Origin of the sequence: Brevibacillus sp. 7WMA2 (assembly GCF_010748895.1) — a bacterium.
In the GTDB taxonomy this organism is placed as follows: Bacteria; Bacillota; Bacilli; order Brevibacillales; family Brevibacillaceae; genus Brevibacillus_B; species Brevibacillus_B halotolerans.
The window spans coordinates 5005172-5026608 of sequence record NZ_CP048799.1 but is presented as its reverse complement, the minus strand read 5'-3'; the positions used below and the strand labels follow the sequence as shown (position 1 = coordinate 5026608).

The window sequence follows — 21437 nt, the reverse complement described above, 5'->3', positions numbered from 1 at the left end:
CTTATTTCTCATCCTTCAATCCTCTTAAGTGCGCAATAATATCTCTTGCTAATTTATCACCAATACCCAGCTGGCGGAAATCTTCCACTGTTGCTTCCCGCATCTTTTTCAACGAGCCGAAATGCTGAAACAGCTTCTTCCGCCGCTTCTCTCCTATGCCTGGTATCTCATCTAGTTGTGAAGAAAGCATTGTTTTCGAACGGGCCTGACGATGAAACGTGATAGCAAAGCGGTGTACTTCATCCTGAACGCGTTGCAACAAATAAAACTCATGGCTGTCCCGTTTAAGCTCTACAGGCATAGGCGGGTCACCATAGAGTAGCATCGCTGTTTTATGCTTCTCGTCCTTAGCGAGTCCACAGACGGGGATAAACAGTCCTAATTCATTTTCTAACACATCCATCGCCGCACTAATTTGACCTTTGCCTCCATCAATTACAATTAGATTTGGCAATGGCTGATTTTCTTTTAACAGGCGAGAATATCTACGTAAAATAACCTCTCGCATGGAACCGTAATCATCAGGGCCTTCTACTGTTTTTATTTTATATTTTCGGTACTCCTTCTTGTCTGGTTTCCCATCGGTAAAGACAACCATCGCCGAGACAGGTTCCGTTCCCTGTATGTTAGAGTTGTCAAAGGCCTCAATACGATGAGGGGTTCCTATTCCCATAATGTTGCCTAGATTATGGACAGCCTGCACAGTACGGGCATCATCCTTTGCTAATAGGGCAAATTTCTCAGCTAGGGCAATGCGAGCATTTTCGTTAGCCATATCAATTAGTTCATGCTTTTTCCCTCGTTTTGGAGTCAGCACTTTTACTCCTAGCCATTCCGAGATCAGCTCCGGCTCACTTTCCTCAGGAAGTAAAATCTCTTTTGGCAGAGCTTGCTGTTTTTCAAAATAATACTGTGCTACAAACGACATGAAATCCTCTATAGCGTCTCCGTAAAAAGGAAACGAGCTTGTATCACGCTCGATTAGTTTACCTGCCCGCATATAGAAGACCTGAACGCACATCCAGCCCTTATCGGTATGATAACCAAAAATATCGCGGTCAACTGTATCAGTCAATGTAATCTTTTGCTTCTCCATGACTGCTTCAATATTATGAATTTGGTCACGAAATTCCTTTGCTCGTTCAAACTCTAAATTTTCGGCAGCCATCATCATTTTCTCTGTTAGGATTTCCTTCGTCGCCTTATGACCACCATCTAGGAATCTAGCAATCTCATCAACAATGCGTAGATTCTCCGCCTTATCCACCTCGAACACACAGGGTGCCATACATTGATGCATGTGGTAATACAAGCATACCTGCTTCGGCATATTTTTACATTTACGCAGCGGGTATAAACGATCCAGCAGCTTCTTCACTTCTTGGGCAGCGGTTGCATTGGGATACGGTCCAAAATACTTCGCCTTATCCTTTAAAGTACGACGCGTGATCTCCAAACGCGGATGCGCTTCATTGGTAATTTTAATATAGGGGTATGTCTTATCATCTTTTAATAAAATATTGTACCTAGGATCATATTTTTTGATCAGATTACATTCTAAAATAAGCGCCTCAATCGGGCTAGAGACGACAATATATTCAAAATCAGCAATTTCATTTACTAATAGCTGAGTTTTACCATCATGACTGCCAGTAAAATAGGAACGAACGCGATTTTTTAATACCTTAGCTTTTCCCACATAGATAATGTCGCCATTCGCATTTTTCATTAGATAACAGCCTGGCTTATCCGGCAATATCGCAAGCTTATCTTTGATCTGACTCACGTCGCGTTCTCCCTTCCTAGTAGTATGTACTCCATCTATTTCTTCCGAATCCAAATGGCTTTTTCGTCTATCCTTTATCCTAGCACACTTGTTCTCTTTTTCCTACTTATAAAGATTGGGATGGGAAACAAAAAAACCCGCACCCCTTTTCAGGAGCCGGGCTTTTAGAACGCATGCTGTACATTTCGACTCAGACGCACTTGTCTTTTGCAACAATCTTACAGATGTTTGTTGATTGTTTCCATCAAAGCATCTTTTGGTTTAAATCCAACCATTTTGTCCACAGGTTGACCGTCTTTGAAAAGAATCAAAGTTGGGATGGACATAACGCCAAATTTACCAGCAGATTCTGGATTGTCGTCAACATTTACTTTCACGATTTTAAGCTTTTCGCCTACTTCTTTATCCATATCCTCAAGCACAGGAGCGATCATTTTGCAAGGTCCACACCATGGAGCCCAAAAGTCTACCAATACTGTACCTTGTTCGATATCTTGTGCAAAAGATTGATCAGTTGCATTTGTAATAGCCATAGGATAAAATCCTCCTTTACTCTTAAAAAAATAACTTAAAGCCTTCTGAAAGTATATCATCTATAGCCAAAATTGACCATGACTCAAAATACTTTCATTATACTTTGAAAAAATAATTCCTATTTCTATCTTATCCTGCTACAAAATGATTGAATCCATTCGTTACAGTTACTCAAATCCATGAACAAAAAAGCAAATCGTTTCTTCCTCATCCTCAGTTAACTCTCTTTGGAGGTGTGCCGACATCTCTCTCTTAATTTTTTCCTGATCACCCTGGAACTTTTCAGCGAGAAAAGCTGTATTTTTTAGCAGCAGAAGCTCTTCTTCAAACTCGGCTTTCGTTAAAGGGACCTCTTGATGAGATAGAAAAATAATGTTTGCATCATATTTTTCAAGCTGTTCTACTAATCTTCGTGATTTCTCAATCGTGTAATTCCACTTGCTCGCATAGATATTTGGATACAAGCAATCACCTATAAATAAGATTTTTTCTTCAGGGATATAGATTAGACTGGAATCAGATGAATGATCCCCACCCACATGTTCAATCACACAGCTTACCCCGCCTAAATCAATCGTCATTCGACTATCAAATGTAAGCTCAGGTAAACACAGTGTGATATCTCGATTCATTCCCAGTTCCTTTTTGATTGCCTCTGCACAAAACGGTATTTCGATTCCGAGTTCAACACGTTTATCCAAAGCACAATCTGTCCAAGTTACATCCATTAGCTCCTTAATATGTTGTAGCGTTTGACTATGTGAAATGATCGGCATATCCATTTCTTTCAAACCAAATACATGATCCCAATGCCAGTGTGTGAGGACTAACCAATCACCTTTGATGTGTAATTCACCCAACTGTTCTAGAAATAGCTTCGCATGGCTGGAAGAATTGCCGGCATCAATCAAAAGTGTTTTTCTATCTCCCACTATTGCTGCTAATAGGGGACGATCAGTCTCCTGATAGGGGGTAAGATATAAAATACGTTTTGACATTTGTATCAGTTGCTGCAATTCTTCCCCTCCTGACTCTCTTGTTTATTTCGTAGCGGATCGTTGCTCTGTATTTCTTCATTAATATGATTTTTTCATCTTTTCTTACTCTAAAGTAATTTCTCCACAAAAGCAAAAAACTACGGTTCTTTCTTAAGCAACCGTAGTCTAAGCAATCATATTTATTATGTTTTATCCCACTACTACCTTTTTAAATTCCTCGGTTAGCAACGGTACTACTTCAAACAAGTCACCCACGATTCCATAGTCAGCTACTTGGAAAATAGGGGCTTCTGGGTCTTTATTGATAGCCACAATCACTTTGGAGTTTGACATTCCTGCCAAGTGTTGAATAGCTCCAGAAATTCCGCAAGCGATATATAAATCAGGTGTTACCACTTTACCCGTTTGACCAATTTGCAGTGCATAGTCGCAATAATCTGCATCGCAAGCTCCACGGGAAGCACCAACTGCTGCTCCTAGAACCTCAGCTAGTTCTTCTAGCGGCTGGAAGCCTTCCTTGCTCTTCACGCCACGACCACCAGCGATAATAACCTTTGCTTCAGATAAATCTACTTTGCCAGATGTTTTGCGAACGACTTCTTTAATAACACTGCGTAGATCCTTTAGTTCTACGTCTACTGCGATCACTGTAGCAGATTGACCTGCCTTTGCTTCACCCAGCGCAATGTTGTTCGGACGGATCGTTGCGAATATTTTGTTATCGGAGAAGATGCGCTTTTGAAAAGCTTTCCCTGCATAAATAGGACGTGTAAAAACTGGACCTGCTTCCACATTAGTCACATCTGAAATCAGACCTAATCCTAATCGAGCAGCAACTCGTGGTGCGATATCACGTCCAATCGCTGTATGCCCTGCTACGATAGCGTCTGGATTCACCTCTTGAATGACCTTTACCACAGCCTGTGCATAAGCATCTGGAGCATATTGGTCCAATGTTGCATTTTTTACTGCATAAAGGCTAGTCGCTCCGTATTCCCCCAGCGCATTGGCATATGTATCTGCATCGCTACCAAATGCGGCAGCTACTACTTCGCCACCCTCTGCAATGATCTGGGCGGCAGCCAATGCCTCCAAGGAAACGTTACGCAATTGATGATCACGTGCTTCAGTTAGTACGAGTACTTTTTTCATTTGGAAGTCCTCCCTTAGATCACTTTTGCTTCGTTACGCAGTAGTTGCACTACTTCAGCCACTTGGCTTGGAATATCACCTGACAAGATACGACCTGCATCTTTCTTTTCCGGTACATATTGATACACGATCTCGGTTTTACTTGCTACCTCTTCTGCTGTAAGCCCCAAATCATCTGCGGACAGACGATCCAATGGTTTCTTTTTCGCCTTCATAATGCCTGGTAATGATGGATAACGCGGTTCATTTAAGCCTTGCTGTGCCGTGATTAGGACCGGTAGGGAGGTTTCGACTACCTCCGTGTCTCCTTCTACATCGCGTTCTACGCGAACCGTCGTACCCTCAATGTCAATTTTCACCGCTGTTGAAACATGGTTGATAGATAGCTCTTCAGCTAAACGAGGACCACCTTGACCTGCGCCCGAATCCACAGCCATTTGTCCACCTAGGATAAGATCGAATCCTTCTTTTTTGGCAACGGCCGCTAGTACCTTTGCCGTTGTATATTCATCACCAAATAATGATTCATCATCTACTAACACTGCTCGATCGGCTCCCATAGCTAGAGCGGTGCGCAACTCTTTTTCGGCACCATCTTTGCCTACGGTCATTACAATAACCTCGCCGCCAAGATCATCTCGTAGCTTGATTGCCTCTTCAATGGCATATTCATCATAAGGATTAATAATCGTTTCCACGCCATCATCACTAATGAGTCCGTCCTGAATAATGATCTTTTCTTCGGTGTCAAAGGTCTGCTTCATCGCAACTAAGATTTTCATGGTTGAAACCTCCTATCGATTGGAAAATTGCGGTTTACGTTTTTCAAGAAAAGCAGTTACGCCTTCTTTCATATCTTCAGTAGTAAATACCTGCCCAAACAATTCAGCTTCACGTTTCATTCCAGCAGATAATCCCAGCTCAACACCGCTGTGAATGGCATCCAGTGCGTATTTGACAGAAATCGCACCCTTTTCTGAAATTTTACGAGCTAGCTTTTTACTTTCTTCCAATAACTGTTCCACTGGATAAACAGCTTCTGCCAAACCAATCGCAAGAGCTTCTTCTCCATCAATCATATCGGAAGTCAGTATGAGTTGTGTAGCTTTCCCTCGTCCAATTAGACGCGGCAAACGCTGAGTACCACCGTATCCAGGGATTAGTCCCAAATTAAGCTCAGGCAAGCCTAATTTTGCTTCCTTTGCTACATAACGGATGTGGCAAGCCATGGCAAGCTCCAGTCCTCCGCCTAGGCAAGCTCCATTTATTGCAGCAATAATCGGCTTAGAAAACGTCTCCATTCGCAAAAACAATTGTTGTCCTCGCTCCGCCACCTGCTGTGGACTCTGTTCAGCCAGTGCAGTAAATTCTTTAATGTCAGCACCTGCGATAAAAAAGCGCCCTTCGCCAGTAATAACAATGGCTCTTATCTGATCATTTTGCTCCAAATCATCCAAAGCCTGAGCCAAGCTGGTGAGTGTAGCTTGATTTAACGCATTCGCTGGCGGATGGTTAATCGTTACTATAGCGATAGTTCCTTCTGTTACAAGCGTAAGATTTGGATACGACATGCTTTGTCCCCCTTTTACACCGAACGAGTGAATGAGCGCCCGATCAGCTTTGTACAAAATAGAACCTAGGCAACATTGTATCAGAGGAAATCCCTATACAAAAGTGTTTTTACAAGTTTTATTGATGTGAAATAATGAAGACCTTTTGCAAAACGCTGTATGGAGATTTCCTAGGTTGAATGGGGTCTAGTTTTTGCAGAGTCCCTTTAGGAAGAGATTATGAATGGGATCCACAAGAGAGACGAGATCGTACTTACATTCTTTCATAATCCAAGAAGTTACCGTCTGATCCAACGTACCAAAAATCATTGTGCGTGCCATCCGTACATCAATATCTGAACGGAAGATACCGCAGTCCATTCCTTCCTGAACGACTGCATCAATCAGATTAAAGTATGATTTTAATACTTCTCCAATACCCTGACTTACCTCCGGATTAATCTGACGCAGCTCAATTTGTGTCACAATCGCTAAGTTATGATCCTGCGCCAATTGGCTGAGATGACTCCGAATGAGGATACGCACCTTCTCAGAAACATCTTGAGCCTGAGAAGTCAACTCGCGGCAATTCTCTACAAACTGTCCCATCTTCTCGTTAAACAACGAGATAAGAACATCATCCTTGTTTTTAAAATAGAGATAAATGGTGCCGTCCGCTACCTTGGCTTCTTTCGCGATCCGAGATACCTGCGCGTTATGATAACCGTGCTTGGCAATCACCGTGACGGCTGCATTTATAATGGCTTGATACTTTTCCCCCGTTTTTTTGGCCATGTTACCCTCCATTTTACTTTCTTAGATGTCCTTATTTTTTGTTAGAAATGAATGAATATTCATTCAAGAAAAGTTTATAATACCGAACCGGCTCTGTCAAGCATTGGATAAATAAAAAACGGCTTACCCCATGTCAGGGTAAACCGTTACTATAATTGTACCTCTATTTGAAAAGATAGGCAATTCTTCCTAGATAGAAATGTGCTGAAATCGTTTCATATGTCTAATTTTGTCGCATTTTAGACACATTTTCTTGATTTACCCCAATTTACTTGTACTTTCTAATTCAATACGCTTCTTTTCTTCTTCTTGCAAATGACGACGAAGTACCTTACCTACCATAGTTTTAGGCAATTCTTCCCTAAACTCATAGGAACGCGGTACTTTATAACTAGCTAATCGCTGACGACAGAAAGCATTCAATTCCTCCTCCGTTACCTGATAGGAATCCTTTAGCACAACGAAGGCTTTCACTGTTTCTCCCCGATATGGATCTGGTATACCGACTACCGCAGCCTCTTGAATGGCAGAATGTTCAAACAAAACTTCCTCCACCTCACGCGGATAGATATTAAATCCCCCAGCAATAATCATATCTTTTTTTCGATCAACGATGTAGAAAAACCCTTCTTCATCCATATATGCTATATCTCCCGTCAACAGCCAGCCATCCTTAAGAACCATAGCCGTGTCTTCAGGACGATTCCAGTATCCCTTCATGACCTGCGGACCACGAACAGCCAATTCACCAATTTGATTTGGAGGCATTGCTTCGTCTGTTGCTGGGTCGATAATACAAGCTTCCGTGTCTGGCCATGGAAGCCCAATACTGCTATTAACGCGTCTTTCCCACAGGTTATTTGAATGGGTAACAGGAGAGGTCTCGGTTAAACCGTAGCCCTCTACCAACTTTCCGCCTGTAATTTCTTCAAATCGCTCCTGTACCTCTAACGGCAAGGGAGCCGAACCGCTAACACAGGCCTCAATAGAGGACAAATCGTATTGTTTAATGTCTGGATGATTAATCAGACCAATATACATGGTAGGAGCCCCTGGAAAGATTGTAGGCCGCTCCTTCTGTATTAATTGTAGAATTTGCTTAACGTCGAAACGGGGAACAAGTATGATTTCTGCGCCCATCTGAAGGCCGCAATTCATCACGGTAGTCAGCCCATAAACATGAAATAAGGGGAGAACTCCCAGAATTTTCTCTTGTCCTTGCTTCATTTTGTAAAGAACAGCCTTGCATTGAACAGCGTTTGCCACAAGATTTCGATGGGTAAGCATCACTCCCTTGGCAAGACCTGTTGTTCCACCTGTATATTGCAATAGGGCTAATTCTTCCTCCCAATTTGCTTCAATATGGATCGGATCCGTTGGCGCCTGTTTTAGAGCACGCACAAAACTCTCTACCCCGTCCTGATAGAGAATCGCTGGGACTGGCACCGCTTTTTTATCAAATTTCTGGGCAATCGGGTAAAGCGCTTTCTTCATTGGAGGTAAAAAATCTCGTATGCTGGTTAGAAATACATGAAGTAATTTGGTATTTGACCTCACATTTTGCACTCGATTGTATAAGAGATCGAGGGTGACAATGGCAACTGCACCAGAATCGTTTAGCTGGTGCGTTAATTCACGTTCTGTATACAAAGGATTGGTCATAACAACCACCGCTCCAGCAAACATCGCTCCATAAAAAGCGATTATGGTTTGTGGAATATTTGGCAGCATTATGGCAATGCGATCTCCCTTTTGTACGCCTCGCGATCGTAATACATGAGCAAAACGATAGGATTGGGTGAGCAATTCTTGATAGGTTATGCGCTTTCCCATAAAAGAAAGAGCATAATTTTGTGGATAATCTTGTGCTGATTTTTCTAAAAAGTACGTCAATGGAACACGGGGGTATTCCACTGTAGCGGGGACTTCTGCTGGGTAACAAGATAACCAAGGCTTGGCAATTAACATCGCTTTCCCTCCAACCTTTGATACCTCATCTTTCCCATCTTCACATTCACAATCTCTCCTTATTTGACTATTTTATTCTAAATAGATAGACTTTTCCAGATTTTTTTACTAATCTTTCCAGCCAGGAAAGGCAAAACGAAACAGAATTGACTGTTCCAACTCATAGTTATGCCTTTCCTACCCCACATCTCTCGTTTTCACATTTTTAGCTGTATAAAAATAAGAGAGCATCATCTCTGGTTATCTTCTGCTTTCGCACTCAATACTTTTTTTATTTTTTCCTGGATTCGTTCTCTCTCACCGGAAGAAACTAAATAGTACCAGCCAAGTGTTGAATGATTCCAGATGCGTTCATCACGTCCTCTAATCGTTTCTGTCGTGATGTGATTTTTTTTAGGATCATAGTAGGTGACAAGTAACGAGGAAATTTCATTTTGTGTGAGGTCTGTCTTAATATGTTTGCCTAAGATCTCCATTAATTTAAAAGCCTTTAAAAATGCATCCATGGAGCCTCCTTTATTAGCTAAAGCTCGGATAATTTCCTGCTGACGAACAATTCGTTCGTAGTCGCTGTCTTCGTGGCCTACATCACTTTTACGATAGCGTGCATAATCTAGCGCTTGCTTCCCGTTCAAAACCTGCTTGCCCGGATATAGATCAATATTGGTTCCATCACTAGGATCAGTATATTTCATACGTTTTTTGACAGTTACTTCTACACCGCCCAATTCATCAATAAGCTTTCGGAAGCCATCAAAATCAATCGTGGCATAACGGTCAATCTTAATGGATAAGTAGTCTTCCAAGGTTTTTTTTAACAGAGCCGGTCCGCCAAAGGCAGTAGCGTGATTTACTTTATCAAAGCCTTTACCGGGAATTTTTATATAGGTATCACGAGGAATTGAGATCAATTGTGCTTGTTGCGTTATCGGATTAATGGTAGCTATCAACAGGGTATCAGAGCGTGCCCGCTCCCCTTTTCGGCTATCCGTACCGATTAGCATCATACTAAAGGGCTGAAGGGTTTGTTCTTTGTGATAAAGCTCTTCGGCTGTAAGATTGGGGGACTGATCCAAGGGAACCCCTGGCGTCTGCAAAATGGAGGTGTTGTGTGGAAATGAAGAGCCGCTCACCTGAGGAAGCGGCTCATACCAATCTTGCGTCATCTGCTTGTATTGTTGAAAAGCAGTACCTAGATAGGCTAACAACGCTAAAAATAAGACGCAAAGGACAATGACGATCACTTTTTTGACGGTTTCCTTTTGCTTGACTTGCATCTGATCTTCCCCTTACCTCATCACAGTGTATACAAAAAAGAACCCTATACAGGGTCCTTTATACTATGGTCAAAAAATGTACGATTTATGCAATAGCTACCAAGTCTAATCTGTTCTCAGGATTATCCCCTGCCAGCCTTCGCTTCATTTTATCGTTCAACAATCATACTCATACCCAGTCCGCCACCTACACATAAAGTAGCTAACCCTCTATGCAACTGGCGGCGTTTCATTTCATGCAGGAGGGTGACGATTAAGCGGCAGCCTGTTGAGCCGACTGGATGGCCAAGCGATATCCCACTGCCATTTACGTTCGTAATGGTTCGATCCAATTCCAATAGCTTTTCTACCGCTAAATACTGAGAAGCAAATGCTTCATTAACCTCAATCAGTTGTATGTCTTGCAAACGAAGCCCTGCTTTCTTCAAGGCTTTTTGTGTGGCTGGCACTGGTCCATACCCCATTAAGTCAGGCTCGACTCCGGCCCATGCGTAAGATACAATGCGCCCTAGTACGGTAAGTCCAAGATTTTTAGCTTTACTCTCTTTCATTAATAGCACGGCGGAAGCACCATCATTTAAGCCTGAAGCATTCCCCGCTGTAACCGTTCCCTCCTCACGAAAGGTTGGCTTTAATGTAGCTAAGGCATCGAGCGTAATGGCTGGGCGAATATGCTCATCTGCGGTGAGCGTGTTCGTTTTATTTTTTTTACTCAAAACAATCGGGATGATTTCGTCCTTAAAAAGCCCCTCTTTCGTGGCATGCGCCGCTTTCTGATGACTTAAATAAGCGATCTCATCCTGCTCCTCCCGGCTGATCTTATAGCGATCGGCCAAACGTTCTGCTGTTTCACCCATTAAAATATCGTGATGCGGGTCTGTAAGCAGCTCCCATAAAGCGTCTGTCATTTCACCATGCATGAGCCTCTTGCCAAAACGGGCCTGCTTCAAGACATAAGGAGCGCGACTCATGCTCTCCACACCGCCCGCGATTACAACCTCGCTATCTCCTAAAGCTATCTGTTGCAGACCTGAAACAATTGCCTGCATACCGGAGGAACATTGTCGCTGAACAGTCAATCCTGTCACTTGCTGGGGCAGACCAGCGTCTAAAAGAGCTGTTCTTGCAATATTCGGCTCATCTGTACGTTGAATACAATTTCCTAGAATAACCTCATCAATGTCTTCGGGGTCGATCCCTGTTGTATCCATGATGTCACGAATCGTTAGTTCAGCTAATTTACGTGCTGACACATCCTGAAACATACCGCCAAATGTTCCAATGGGCGTCCGTTTTGCTGCGACAATTACGATAGGCTCTGCCATGCTACTCCTCCTTTGGGATGCAACTATTTTCCTTTATTGTCGCACAATTCCAATAAGAGTGTCACCCATTCTTCGCTCTGTTTTTGTTCCATCACATAAAATCCTGCTTGTTCATAGGCTTCTACTACCTTTGGCAAAATCCATTCTACTATTCCTGATAGGAGTAAGCGGCCAGTAGGCTTAAAGGTACGTTTTACTAGCGGCAGCATTTGTATCACTTCTTCTCCGCCGATATTAATGAAGATAAAATCAAAATATTTTTCCAAGGATAACAGATGATCGTCGACGGATGCATCCCCTATCAGCACCTTCACAGATTGATCAGATAATTGATTAAGAGCCAGATTTTGCTTTAGCTGATAATCAGTCTCCGGGTTGATATCTGCGGCATAGACAGGATATGCGGCTCCATTTAACAAGCTGAAAATAGAGAGAATTCCTGAACCAGCTCCTACATCCAAAATGGTTTTGCCAGCTAATTCGCTCTCCTGTAAAATCCGTAAAATATCCTGTGTTGTTCCATGATACCCCGTTCCAAAGGCAGCACCGGGATCAATGTAGAGCACATGCTCTGCTTGCTCTAGCACCTGCGCATCTTCCCAAGAGGGAGCTATTAGCCAATCCCCCACTTGTATGGAGGTAAACTCATCTTTCCACGATTCATTCTCCTCCTCTACTTGTTCAGTGGCTGTGACTTTAATTCTGCCTTCCCATTGATCAAGATATCTCTGCAGTCGAGTTGTCTGTTCCTGCTCCGTAGTGGATAATGGCTCAAACAAATAGGCGGTCATCGGTTTCTCAGTCAGTTCTGCATAATCATATCCATTATTAGTCGTAATGACCTCTACTTGAGGTTCAATCCATCCTAATGTGTATTCGGTTTCCATAATGGTATAGGAAAATATCTCCTCTAATTCTCCCGATAGGGAAAGCGTATATTTCATCCAATATTTTGTCATGCAGCAAGTTCCTTTCTTCCAAAAATCTAGCGTATCCTAGTGTAGACATGGTAATATGAACGGTATTAGAGCGTGTTTAAGAGAGGGGTCTACACGATGTTTGATGAGTTTTTCTATCGAAGACGAAAAAACAAAGGCATCCTGTATGTAATGATCAGCTTTATCGTACTAAGTGTATTGTTAGTTGCCGCAGGAATCTACTATATTATGTAGTTCTATCTCCTTCGCTTTACTTACCTATCGCCTCTCGATTATACTTGAGGATGTGCCCAATTTAGAAAAACGGCACTTATGATTGTATACTACTTATCAGTTACGTTACCAGTACGTTTGAATAGAAAGAAGGTTCTCTCATGTCGCGAATTCTCATCTCCGGATATTACGGCTTTAATAATGCCGGGGACGATGTTGTGTTATACGGAATCATTACCTCGCTCAGACGAGAACAACCGAATATTTCCCTATCCGTGTTGTCAAATACGCCTGAGCGGACAACATCGCTATTTGGGATATCCGCCCATAATCGTTGGAAGCTCTCCACGATTGTGCGAGAATTAAAGCAAAGCGACCTGTTGGTAATGGGTGGTGGTACACTCATGCAGGACGTTACCAGCCCCCGCAGTGTACTCTATTATCTCGGGATCGTTACAATTGCCAAATTATTAGGCAAGCCCGTCGTATTTTATGCGCAAGGCTTCGGTCCTATCCTAAAATCCTTTAGCCGTTCCATGATTAAAACAGTCGTGAATCATGTAGATGTCATTACTGTACGCGATCATGAATCAGGTGAAGATTTTAAAGCTTGTGGGGTAACCAAGGCACCGTTATATGTTACAGCGGACCCTGCCCTCACTATTCATCCTGAGGACATTTCGGATGAACGCGGGGCTGAGCTGGTATCACCCATGTTCGAAGATTCATCCCGACCGCTTGTGATCTTTTCTGTTCGTGATTGGAAAACGGAAGAGCGTTTCAAACAGGTGATTGCCGATGCTGCGGATTATTATCAGGAACGTGGTTGGAACGTCTTGTTTCTACCCATGCATTTTCCAAGCGATATCGCCCCTTCTGAGGATATTCTGAAGGCGATGCAGCATAAGGGTGCGGCAATGCTCAAGGACCATGTCTCTTTTCATGACATTATGTGCATCCTGAAGCAAGCAGATTACGTGGTGGGGATGAGGCTTCACTCTTTGATCCTTGCTTGTATGCTTCACATTCCGTTTATCGGGATTTCCTATGATCCTAAAATTGATCGTTTTGTGGAACGTGCAGGCATGACCTGTGCGGGCCATATCAAGGATTTAACATCAGAGCAGTTGCTTACACTACTTGACGATCGTATGCTACATCTAGATCGGGAGCAAGCCATCATCCGTGAAAGGGCTGACTTGCTCAAAGCGGAAGCTATGAAAAGTAGTGAGCTCGTATTACAAGCGTTAGCCAGCAAGAAATAACTGTCGTTTGTTTGTAAGGAGGCAAAATACCTTGTCACTCTCTTCGTCATTACTTATCGCATTAAACAAAATGTTTCCTTTGCCGGTCCACCCGTTCAATCTAGCGAATGACGGTAAAATGAGTTATACCGAATGGCAATTTCGCAAGGGTGATCAGACCATTCAATTCTTCCTGCCATTCCATTCTCAGGAAGAAATGTTCAAAAATAAGACCGTGCTAGATATTGGCTGTGGCGGTGGTGGTAAAACCTGCTACTACGCTACATTTGGCCCAGAAAAGATTATCGGAATTGACATTGTCCCTCATTATGCAGAAGAAGGTAATGCCTTTGCTAGGGAAAAAGGCTTGGATCACATCGCTTCCTTCATGACCGGTGATGCATCCAAAATGTTATTTGAAGACGAGACGTTCGATACAATTATTATGAATGATGCGATGGAGCATGTAGATAACCCAGAGAAAACGCTGGAGGAATGCTTCCGTGTGTTAAAAAAGGGCGGTCATCTCTACATTAACTTCCCACCGTATTATCATCCATACGGCGCTCACTTGTCAGATGCAATCGGATTCCCTTGGGTTCACTCCTTCTTTTCTGAACAAACCCTGATTGATGCCTATCGTAAGCTCGTGCAGGATTTGCCAGACGGGAAAGATCGTTTAGGCTTTCGTATCAGCAAACGTCCAGATGGTTCCGAGTACTTCTCGTATATCAATCACATGACAATCAGACGTTTCCGCAACATTCAAAAAGGCGTTCACTACCCTGCTGTATATCAAAAAGAAATCCCTTTGCGCAATGTGGTAGCGAATTTAGCAAAAACATCTTTGTTCCGCGAGTATTTTGTGAAGATGGTTGTTTGCGTATATCAAAAGAAATAAGACAAAAACCCCAAGCAGATCGTCAACTTCTGCTTGGGGTTTTCTTACGATGTGCCTATTCAATTATCAGCTTTTCTGCTTGCTGTTTCGGGCAAACTAGCACTTGAGGTCGCTCTGTTTGAGGATGCCTGATAATCGCTGTGTTTACTTGGAAAACGTCAGAAAGTCGTTCTGTGGTCATCATTTCCGTTGGTGTTCCCTCAGCCGAAATCCTTCCATCATGTAGTACAATAATCCGATCACAGTAAAGAGCAGCTAAATTCAGATCGTGTAAAACAGACACGACCGTTACCCCGCACTCCCGCTGCCATTCCTGCACTACATCCATGAATTGCACTTGATAATGAATATCTAAATAAGTAGTAGGTTCATCTAACAAAACGATGCTAGGCGACTGAGCCATGAGCTTAGCTAACGCGGCTCTCTGTCGTTGTCCGCCGCTTAATTGATCTAGCCTTTTGTTTGCCAACCTCTTTAATTGCAATCGTTCCATGATACTATCAATAAATGGTCCGCTATCCTCTGCTTCTGTTCCCCACCAGGATTGATATGGGAAACGTCCCATTTCTACGACTTCTTGAACCGTATAATGAATCGGAGGAATTGTTTCCTGTTGGAGGACAGCCATATGCTGGGACAATTTTTTTCTCCCATATGATTTAATGTCTTTTCCATATACAAGAATTTGTCCAGCAGATGGTGTCTCTGCTCGTGACATCAACGATAGCAGGGTTGATTTACCGCTACCATTCGGTCCAATAATACCTAGCCACTCACCCGCCCCAATTTCAATGCTCACCTGATGTAAAACCGCTTGATTTCCATATCGATGTGAGACATCACAGACTGAAATGACTGGTGCATTCTGATCCTTTTGCAAGGTCTGCTGGGTATTGAAATGTCGGGAAAAGCCACGGCTTTGCTGTTGTTTATCTGCTATTACCTGTTGTTGTCCTCTGTTCGTCATCAGCAATCATCCTCCCCTACGTTTCCGTTTATTGCGGATCAGTAGCATGGCAAAGAACGGTGCACCAATAAAGGCCGTTACTACTCCAAGCGGTATTTCTGTCGGAGCAAGCAACGTGCGGGAGATGGTATCTGCCCACAACACATAAACAGCACCACCTAAAGCAGACATGGGAATCAATAAACGATAATCAGCTCCTATGATCATCCGTAGCAGATGCGGAACGACCAATCCGACAAAACCGATCACACCTGACACGGATACAGCGGCTGCCGTTACAAGAGTGGCTGTCAATAGTACAATCCATTTCGTCCTTTCTACATGCAAGCCTAGGTGTCCCGCTTGTCTTTCTCCTAAGGCAAGCATATTTAAGGGACGAGCATATGCAAATAAAACAAGAAGTCCTATAGCTAGGTAAGGCAAGAGGATTCCCGTATATGACCAGCCTCGCATAGCTAAACTTCCCATCACCCAAAATAAAATTTCATTGATGGTTTGCTTGGACATTGCCACAAGAAATGAAACGATCGAGCCTAGAAATGCTTGCATGACTACCCCGGATAAAATCAGGGTTTCAATAGGAATCTTTCCGTTTTCTCTTGCCATCTGTAGCACAATCACTAATGTGCAAACTCCAGTCACAAAGGCAGTCAATGGCACTGTCCATTGCCCTAACCAAGCATATTGCAGGCCAAAATAGATAAGTATCGCCGCCCCAACTGAAGCACCCGAGGATACTCCCAACGTAAAAGGGTCTGCTAAAGGATTGCGTAAAACACCTTGAAACGCCGCTCCCGCTATTCCAAGCGAAGCTCCGACTAACAAAGCCAGGATTACCCTCGGCAATCTTACGTTTAGCATAATCTGTGTAGAGGATTCATCCCATGTAACGGGAATAACGGAATGCATTCCAGGAATCTGGTGTAGTAAAATGCGGGTTATCTCATCCATCGGCAGCATAACCGAACCAATGGCCAAGCTAGCCACAACAGACAGCAGGAGCAGTATGATTCCCACTGCTCCTGCTGCCATTCTTTTTTTCCCGTTCATCTGTCCGTAAGCGCTATTTGTACTCATCCTAGAGGTCAGCCCCACTTACTTAAATTTATCAGGATAGATTGCTTTCGCCATTTCTTTCAGTCCTTGAGCAAGGCGAGGTCCCGGACGACTAATGATATTTTGGTCAAGTCCTACGACTGTGTTGTTTTTAATCGCCTCGATCCCACTCCAGCCTTTACGGGAGCGAATAATATCCTCTAAGGATTGGTTGGTTTTTGAGTCTACCACACCCTGTGTGTAAAGAATGACATCAGGATTTTGTTTTATAATGGTCTCTTCGTTAATTTGTACCCAGCCTTTCGTGTCACCAGCTACGTTGATTCCGCCAGCAAGCTCGATCATTTGGTTCAAAAATTCTCCGCTACCAACGGTCCAGCCAGGAGAAAATTCAAGATACACTTTCTTTTTTTGATTGATAGGTTTAACAACAGCTAAAACCTCGTCAAGAGTCTTTTGTAGCTCGTCCACAGCTTTCTTTGCTTCAGCCTGATGATCGGTGATTTTACCATACAACTCAATATTGGCGATCACGTCATCATAGGTCTTCGGCTCTACTTTAAAGATTTTTACACCAAGCTCTCGGAATTTCTTCACTGTTTCTTCTTTCATTGAAATTCCTGTAAAGACAATATCCGGTTTGGCAGCCAAAATAGATTCAACGTTCGGTGCCATAATGCTCCCCATTTTCGGTTTATCCTTAGTTGATGCTGGGTAATCATCGTAGTCAGAAACACCCATAATTTGTTGTTCAAGTCCAAGAGCAAATAAGGTTTCCGTTTCGGCAGGCGATACCGATACAATACGCTCCGGGGCTTTTTCGAAGATGAACTCTTCTCCCGTCACATCTTTTACCTTAAGCGGATAGATGGTTTTTAGAGAAGCATCTGACGCTTGATGATCCGCAGCAGAATCAGTCGCTTGGTTTTGGCTTGGGGACGGCTGTACTCCTTCCTTTGGTGTTGTTTCACCGGAACACGCAGTTAGCGAAACAGCTAAGCATACGGTTAGCAATGCTGTTAGACGATGTTTCATTTTGTTCATGGAAATATCCTCTCTTTCCTTATTTTAATCGATCATATGTACCAAAAATCCCCAATCCTTCAAACAGACGGATTAGGGATGGTGTCGCCTCTTGAACGGGAGGACTGCTTTCCTCCATCTGACATAAAGAATGCAATTATCTCGTAAAAGAAACTATCGTATTTAATTATAGGAGAAAGAAAGCGAACTTACAAGAAAACTGGTATAGAAGGTAACATCACCTTACTATCTAATTACTTCACCAGTCACCGCATCCACATATAGCCTAGGTGTGTCATGATAATATATCTGATAAACCAAGTGAGGAGTTACTTTTTGTTGCTTCTTATCCTCTAGCATGGTATAGACTAAAGATAGCGGTCGTTCTTTCAAGTAAATAGCTGCTGCTGCTTCTGGCGTCATTGCTTTCGATTTGTCTGGTAGTGTAGCAGGGCCTTGTAGGCTATAGCCTAGATCAAGTCCAATTACCTTCTCTGTTATGGTATCAAGCGTTACCGAATAGCTTCGGTTAATAACGGGTATACCTTGATGCGACCTTATAAATTGATAGGTTTGAGTCAAACCTGCTTTTTTAACGTCGATTAATTGAAGCTCTTTCGTATTGGCATCCATATATCTTTCGATGATCCTCGTCGCCGTTCCAGTTAATTCCTTGTGAATCGCATTGGTAGAAGCATTCGCATCCTTCTCATCTGGTGAACTAATCCTAAATCCCATTATTTGTCCATCAAGGGTCTCAACCTTAAGTATTTTTCCCTCTTCCATTTGCCAGGAATATTGTTTGTAGTTTTCCGTAGATCCAGCATCATCTGTCGCATTAGGTCCAAATACAGCGATGCCAAATTCCTGTTGAAGGATTCTCACAACCTCCTCTGGGGTATGAGCAATTAGTTTTTTACTCTGGGCTACGATCGGAATAGGCTTACTAGATTGTTGACCTTGCTCCTCTTCCTTCGCTTCTCTTACTTGCCCGCTAACCGCATCTATATAGCCCGAAAAATTAAATTCATAGGTTAGACGCGGCTTTTCATCCCCTTGGTAGACTAGCCTCATATTTTTCATAAATAATTGTGTAGCAGTCGCTTTAGATATAGCTTGCTGTGGCAACGGAAATTTCAGATTCGTATCTGTGTTTTTGGTAATGGTAGATTGTTCTATTTGCCCTGATTCATCTAATTCCACTTTATAACTGTCCGCCAAAAAAGGGATTCCATTTACCATCCGGTTCATGAAAATGTATCCGCGAGCTGGAGCAGACAGTGCGGGATTTATTTGATATCCCCTTACATCCTCGCCACCGAGCTCTTGCAAATAGGTCAATGCCTTTTCCTTCGGGGTAGGATTGTTTGGTTCTTGTCTATTCTCTTTTGTTGCTGATCTTGGAGTTGTCACATCGTTTTGTTCTTTTCCTTTCGTCGTTTGTTTCTGGATAGGGGAATCCTTTAGAGAAATCGGTTGCTTAGATACGGGCTGTTGTTTTTGTTCCTGCTGTTGCTTTTGCTTATCTGCTACCTCAACAGGGGGCTTCGCAATAAACTCCTGTTTCGTAGGATAGCTGGACATAGGTGGCAAAGCCTCTTTATGCATTGAAGGCGCAAATAGGTACAATAAAAGTGCGAATATGCTTGCTAATCCCAGTCCGTATTGAATTGGCCGAAATAATCGGCTTCTTTTATGCACCACAAGATTCGTCTGATACTCTAGACGGGCACGTAACGTTTCCACAAAGTCTTTACTTGGTTTGTTTTTTGTATGTAATCTTCTTAAGCGAACAAGCAATTCCTTATCTTTTTGCCAATCCATCGTACAGCTCCCCTCCTATCCGTCCTGCTAATTCCTTTTCAAGCTTCTTTAATGCTCGATGCAAGGTAACTTTCACCTGTGATTCCGAATAATCCATGATGGAGGCGGTTTCTCTGACGCTGTATCCCTGAATTCCTCTTAGTATGACAACCATTCTGTAATGCTGTGGGAGCTTCTGGATCGCTCGGATCAACTCCTGCTCCTCCTCCCAGCTTTCTACTTCTTTTTCTGGCAAACCATCTGAAGACACATGTTTTTTTAGCACATCAATGGAAAACAGACTTTTCCATCTTTTCTTGCGATGATAATCAATAGCAATGTGCTTTGCTATCGCAAATAGCCATGTTTTGATATTTGCCCTGCTCTCATAGCGTTCCAAGGCACGGATCACACGGACAAAAACCTCCTGTGTCAAGTCCTCTGTGTCATTTTGATTGCCAGTATAATAGAGCAGAAAATGATAGACATCCAAATAATACTGCTCATAAATGAACAGCACCTGCTGTTTTACATCTTCGCCATACAATGCAGTTCCTCCATTCAAAATCTCTTGTTGATAAGTCTCTCAGGCTATTTGAGTAACAATTAGCCATCGAAGCTGTATATTTTACCGTCTGCCCCCACCCCAAAGGCATAATGCTCTTTTTCAGGAGCTGGACCATCTAGGATGACTAGCGTTACTCCATTTGTTCCCGGCATGATGATATTTCCAACTGTGTAGCTTGTTACTTTGCCTCCTTGGACACGCTGTAAGAAATCAAATGCCTTTTGTTTGGCCAGTTCTGGGGATGCTCCTTTCCCAGATGGGCGTTTTTCAAATTGCATATAGACAAGCTTGCCTGTTTCTTCGTCTATTTGCATTCTGACTTCTTCTTTTTTATCAGTCTTTGACCTTTTAAAAGAAATATCATAAAAAGAATTATATGTTGATAGGCTAATTTCTTTTACTTGATAATCTCTTAATTCCGGGTAAAGTACGTGCATCCGATCAAACATAGCCTGTGCCGGCTTTGTCAGCTCGTCATTTGGCATGTCCCGATTTTCGAGGTCAGCCGCATACCATTTATCAAATAAAATTGGTTTTGTTACAGCATCCAAGCTTTCAATTCTACCATTTTCACCGAAACGTACCGAAACGTAAGTTGTTAGATTTTTCTTATTTGGAAGGCTGATTCGGAAATTAACGACTGGTGGCAGGGTTTTAGCTGGAATTAGCTTGCCTTCCCCTTCTTTTTTGGCTTCTCTCCATATAGAAATAGGCACAGAATTCTTTGCCTTTTCTCCATACAATTTTTCTAGTAAAAGGGCTGCTTGTTGTTTAGCTGTTTCATCGGTGATTTGTTTTTCTGATCCCTTTAAGGAAGTGTAAACACTTGTCCCCTTGGGATATTCTGTTCGTTCAAAAAAGCCGAAATATAATAATTCTCCGGTTTGTCTGTCTAATTGAATAGTGACGATTGGCGTGTTACCCGCACCATTCTTGCTTAATTCTACGTTGATTAATTTACTCCACCTTTTTGTAAGATCAATCTTCTGATTTTTATATTCCTTGATTTCGGGAAAGGCTAGCGTTAGCTTATCTATCACACTCTTTACCTGACGATTGATATCAGCTTGTTGGGTGATCTCTCCTTGTGTAGAGGTGACTTTTTTCTCAGTAGTTTTCGTATCTATAGCCCAAACCGGTGAGATCGGTACAGAAAGTAGTGTTATAGCTGAAGCAATTGCTATATATCTGGGTACTGACATCGTTTTGTTTTTGGGGGTATTCATTTTATCTCTCCTCAATCTCTACCTTTTTTAACCTCTATTAGTCGAACCAAGCGGGAAATGGTTACAGCTTTTTTGTTTTTTTTATTAGGAAAATGATATGTATACAATTGAAT

General features: G+C 42.6%; 19 protein-coding genes. 2 read left to right on the top strand and 17 right to left on the bottom strand.

Annotation, left to right across the window (positions count from 1 at the left end):
- Window position 1 precedes the first annotated feature (1 nt).
- The 11 genes from uvrC to GOP56_RS21645 form a co-directional block, all read right to left on the bottom strand.
- Window positions 2-1729 (bottom strand): excinuclease ABC subunit UvrC, encoded by a 1728-nt coding sequence (uvrC, locus tag GOP56_RS21695; protein ID WP_254068749.1) that lies wholly within the window; start codon window positions 1727-1729, stop codon window positions 2-4.
- A 275-nt stretch (window positions 1730-2004) separates the two neighbouring features.
- The gene (gene trxA / locus GOP56_RS21690) at window positions 2005-2319 is read right to left on the bottom strand and encodes a thioredoxin (protein ID WP_003334951.1); all 315 of its coding nucleotides are present in this window, start codon (window positions 2317-2319) and stop codon (window positions 2005-2007) included.
- A 168-nt stretch (window positions 2320-2487) separates the two neighbouring features.
- Entirely contained in the window at window positions 2488-3336 is an 849-nt protein-coding gene (locus GOP56_RS21685) for an MBL fold metallo-hydrolase (RefSeq protein ID WP_163246614.1), read from the bottom strand.
- Between the two features lie 171 nt (window positions 3337-3507).
- Window positions 3508-4470, bottom strand: coding sequence for an electron transfer flavoprotein subunit alpha/FixB family protein (locus GOP56_RS21680; protein ID WP_163246613.1), 963 nt, complete (start codon window positions 4468-4470; stop codon window positions 3508-3510).
- 14 nt (window positions 4471-4484) lie between these two features.
- Complete coding sequence (locus GOP56_RS21675) at window positions 4485-5252, bottom strand: electron transfer flavoprotein subunit beta/FixA family protein (RefSeq protein ID WP_163246612.1); 768 nt, start codon at window positions 5250-5252, stop codon at window positions 4485-4487.
- A gap of 12 nt (window positions 5253-5264) precedes the next feature.
- Window positions 5265-6041 (bottom strand): enoyl-CoA hydratase, encoded by a 777-nt coding sequence (locus tag GOP56_RS21670; RefSeq protein ID WP_003334956.1) that lies wholly within the window; start codon window positions 6039-6041, stop codon window positions 5265-5267.
- Between the two features lie 186 nt (window positions 6042-6227).
- Window positions 6228-6815, bottom strand: coding sequence for a fatty acid metabolism transcriptional regulator FadR (locus GOP56_RS21665; RefSeq protein ID WP_022584134.1), 588 nt, complete (start codon window positions 6813-6815; stop codon window positions 6228-6230).
- Window positions 6816-7073: 258 nt separating this feature from the next.
- Window positions 7074-8783 (bottom strand): long-chain-fatty-acid--CoA ligase, encoded by a 1710-nt coding sequence (locus tag GOP56_RS21660; RefSeq protein WP_022584133.1) that lies wholly within the window; start codon window positions 8781-8783, stop codon window positions 7074-7076.
- A 230-nt stretch (window positions 8784-9013) separates the two neighbouring features.
- Window positions 9014-10060, bottom strand: a complete 1047-nt coding sequence (locus tag GOP56_RS21655; RefSeq protein ID WP_163246611.1) for an LCP family protein — start codon at window positions 10058-10060, stop codon at window positions 9014-9016.
- A gap of 149 nt (window positions 10061-10209) precedes the next feature.
- Window positions 10210-11385, bottom strand: coding sequence for a thiolase family protein (locus GOP56_RS21650; protein ID WP_003338911.1), 1176 nt, complete (start codon window positions 11383-11385; stop codon window positions 10210-10212).
- Window positions 11386-11408: 23 nt separating this feature from the next.
- On the bottom strand, window positions 11409-12344 hold the full coding sequence (locus tag GOP56_RS21645; protein WP_163246610.1) for a 50S ribosomal protein L11 methyltransferase: 936 nt from the start codon (window positions 12342-12344) through the stop codon (window positions 11409-11411).
- 353 nt (window positions 12345-12697) lie between these two features.
- Between GOP56_RS21645 and csaB the strand changes: the two genes are divergently transcribed.
- Window positions 12698-13801: a polysaccharide pyruvyl transferase CsaB gene (csaB, locus tag GOP56_RS21640; protein ID WP_003338915.1), complete on the top strand. Its 1104-nt coding sequence runs from the start codon at window positions 12698-12700 to the stop codon at window positions 13799-13801.
- A 31-nt stretch (window positions 13802-13832) separates the two neighbouring features.
- Window positions 13833-14681, top strand: coding sequence for a class I SAM-dependent methyltransferase (locus tag GOP56_RS21635; protein ID WP_022584129.1), 849 nt, complete (start codon window positions 13833-13835; stop codon window positions 14679-14681).
- A 55-nt stretch (window positions 14682-14736) separates the two neighbouring features.
- On the opposite strand, the gene GOP56_RS21630 is transcribed toward GOP56_RS21635, so the two are convergent.
- From GOP56_RS21630 to GOP56_RS21605, 6 genes are all read right to left on the bottom strand, one after another.
- On the bottom strand, window positions 14737-15648 hold the full coding sequence (locus tag GOP56_RS21630) for an ABC transporter ATP-binding protein (RefSeq protein ID WP_163246609.1): 912 nt from the start codon (window positions 15646-15648) through the stop codon (window positions 14737-14739).
- Window positions 15649-15654: 6 nt separating this feature from the next.
- A complete protein-coding gene (locus GOP56_RS21625) occupies window positions 15655-16725 on the bottom strand; it encodes a FecCD family ABC transporter permease (RefSeq protein ID WP_081476677.1) in 1071 nt (356 codons plus the stop codon).
- Between the two features lie 18 nt (window positions 16726-16743).
- On the bottom strand, window positions 16744-17748 hold the full coding sequence (locus GOP56_RS21620) for an ABC transporter substrate-binding protein (RefSeq protein ID WP_022584126.1): 1005 nt from the start codon (window positions 17746-17748) through the stop codon (window positions 16744-16746).
- A gap of 225 nt (window positions 17749-17973) precedes the next feature.
- The gene (locus GOP56_RS21615; RefSeq protein WP_163246608.1) at window positions 17974-19551 is read right to left on the bottom strand and encodes a PepSY domain-containing protein; all 1578 of its coding nucleotides are present in this window, start codon (window positions 19549-19551) and stop codon (window positions 17974-17976) included.
- A complete protein-coding gene (locus GOP56_RS21610) occupies window positions 19532-20077 on the bottom strand; it encodes an RNA polymerase sigma factor (protein ID WP_163246607.1) in 546 nt (181 codons plus the stop codon). Before GOP56_RS21610 ends, GOP56_RS21615 begins: the two co-directional genes overlap by 20 nt.
- Window positions 20078-20136: 59 nt before the next feature.
- Complete coding sequence (locus GOP56_RS21605; RefSeq protein ID WP_163246606.1) at window positions 20137-21324, bottom strand: hypothetical protein; 1188 nt, start codon at window positions 21322-21324, stop codon at window positions 20137-20139.
- Between the last annotated feature and the right edge of the window lie 113 nt (window positions 21325-21437).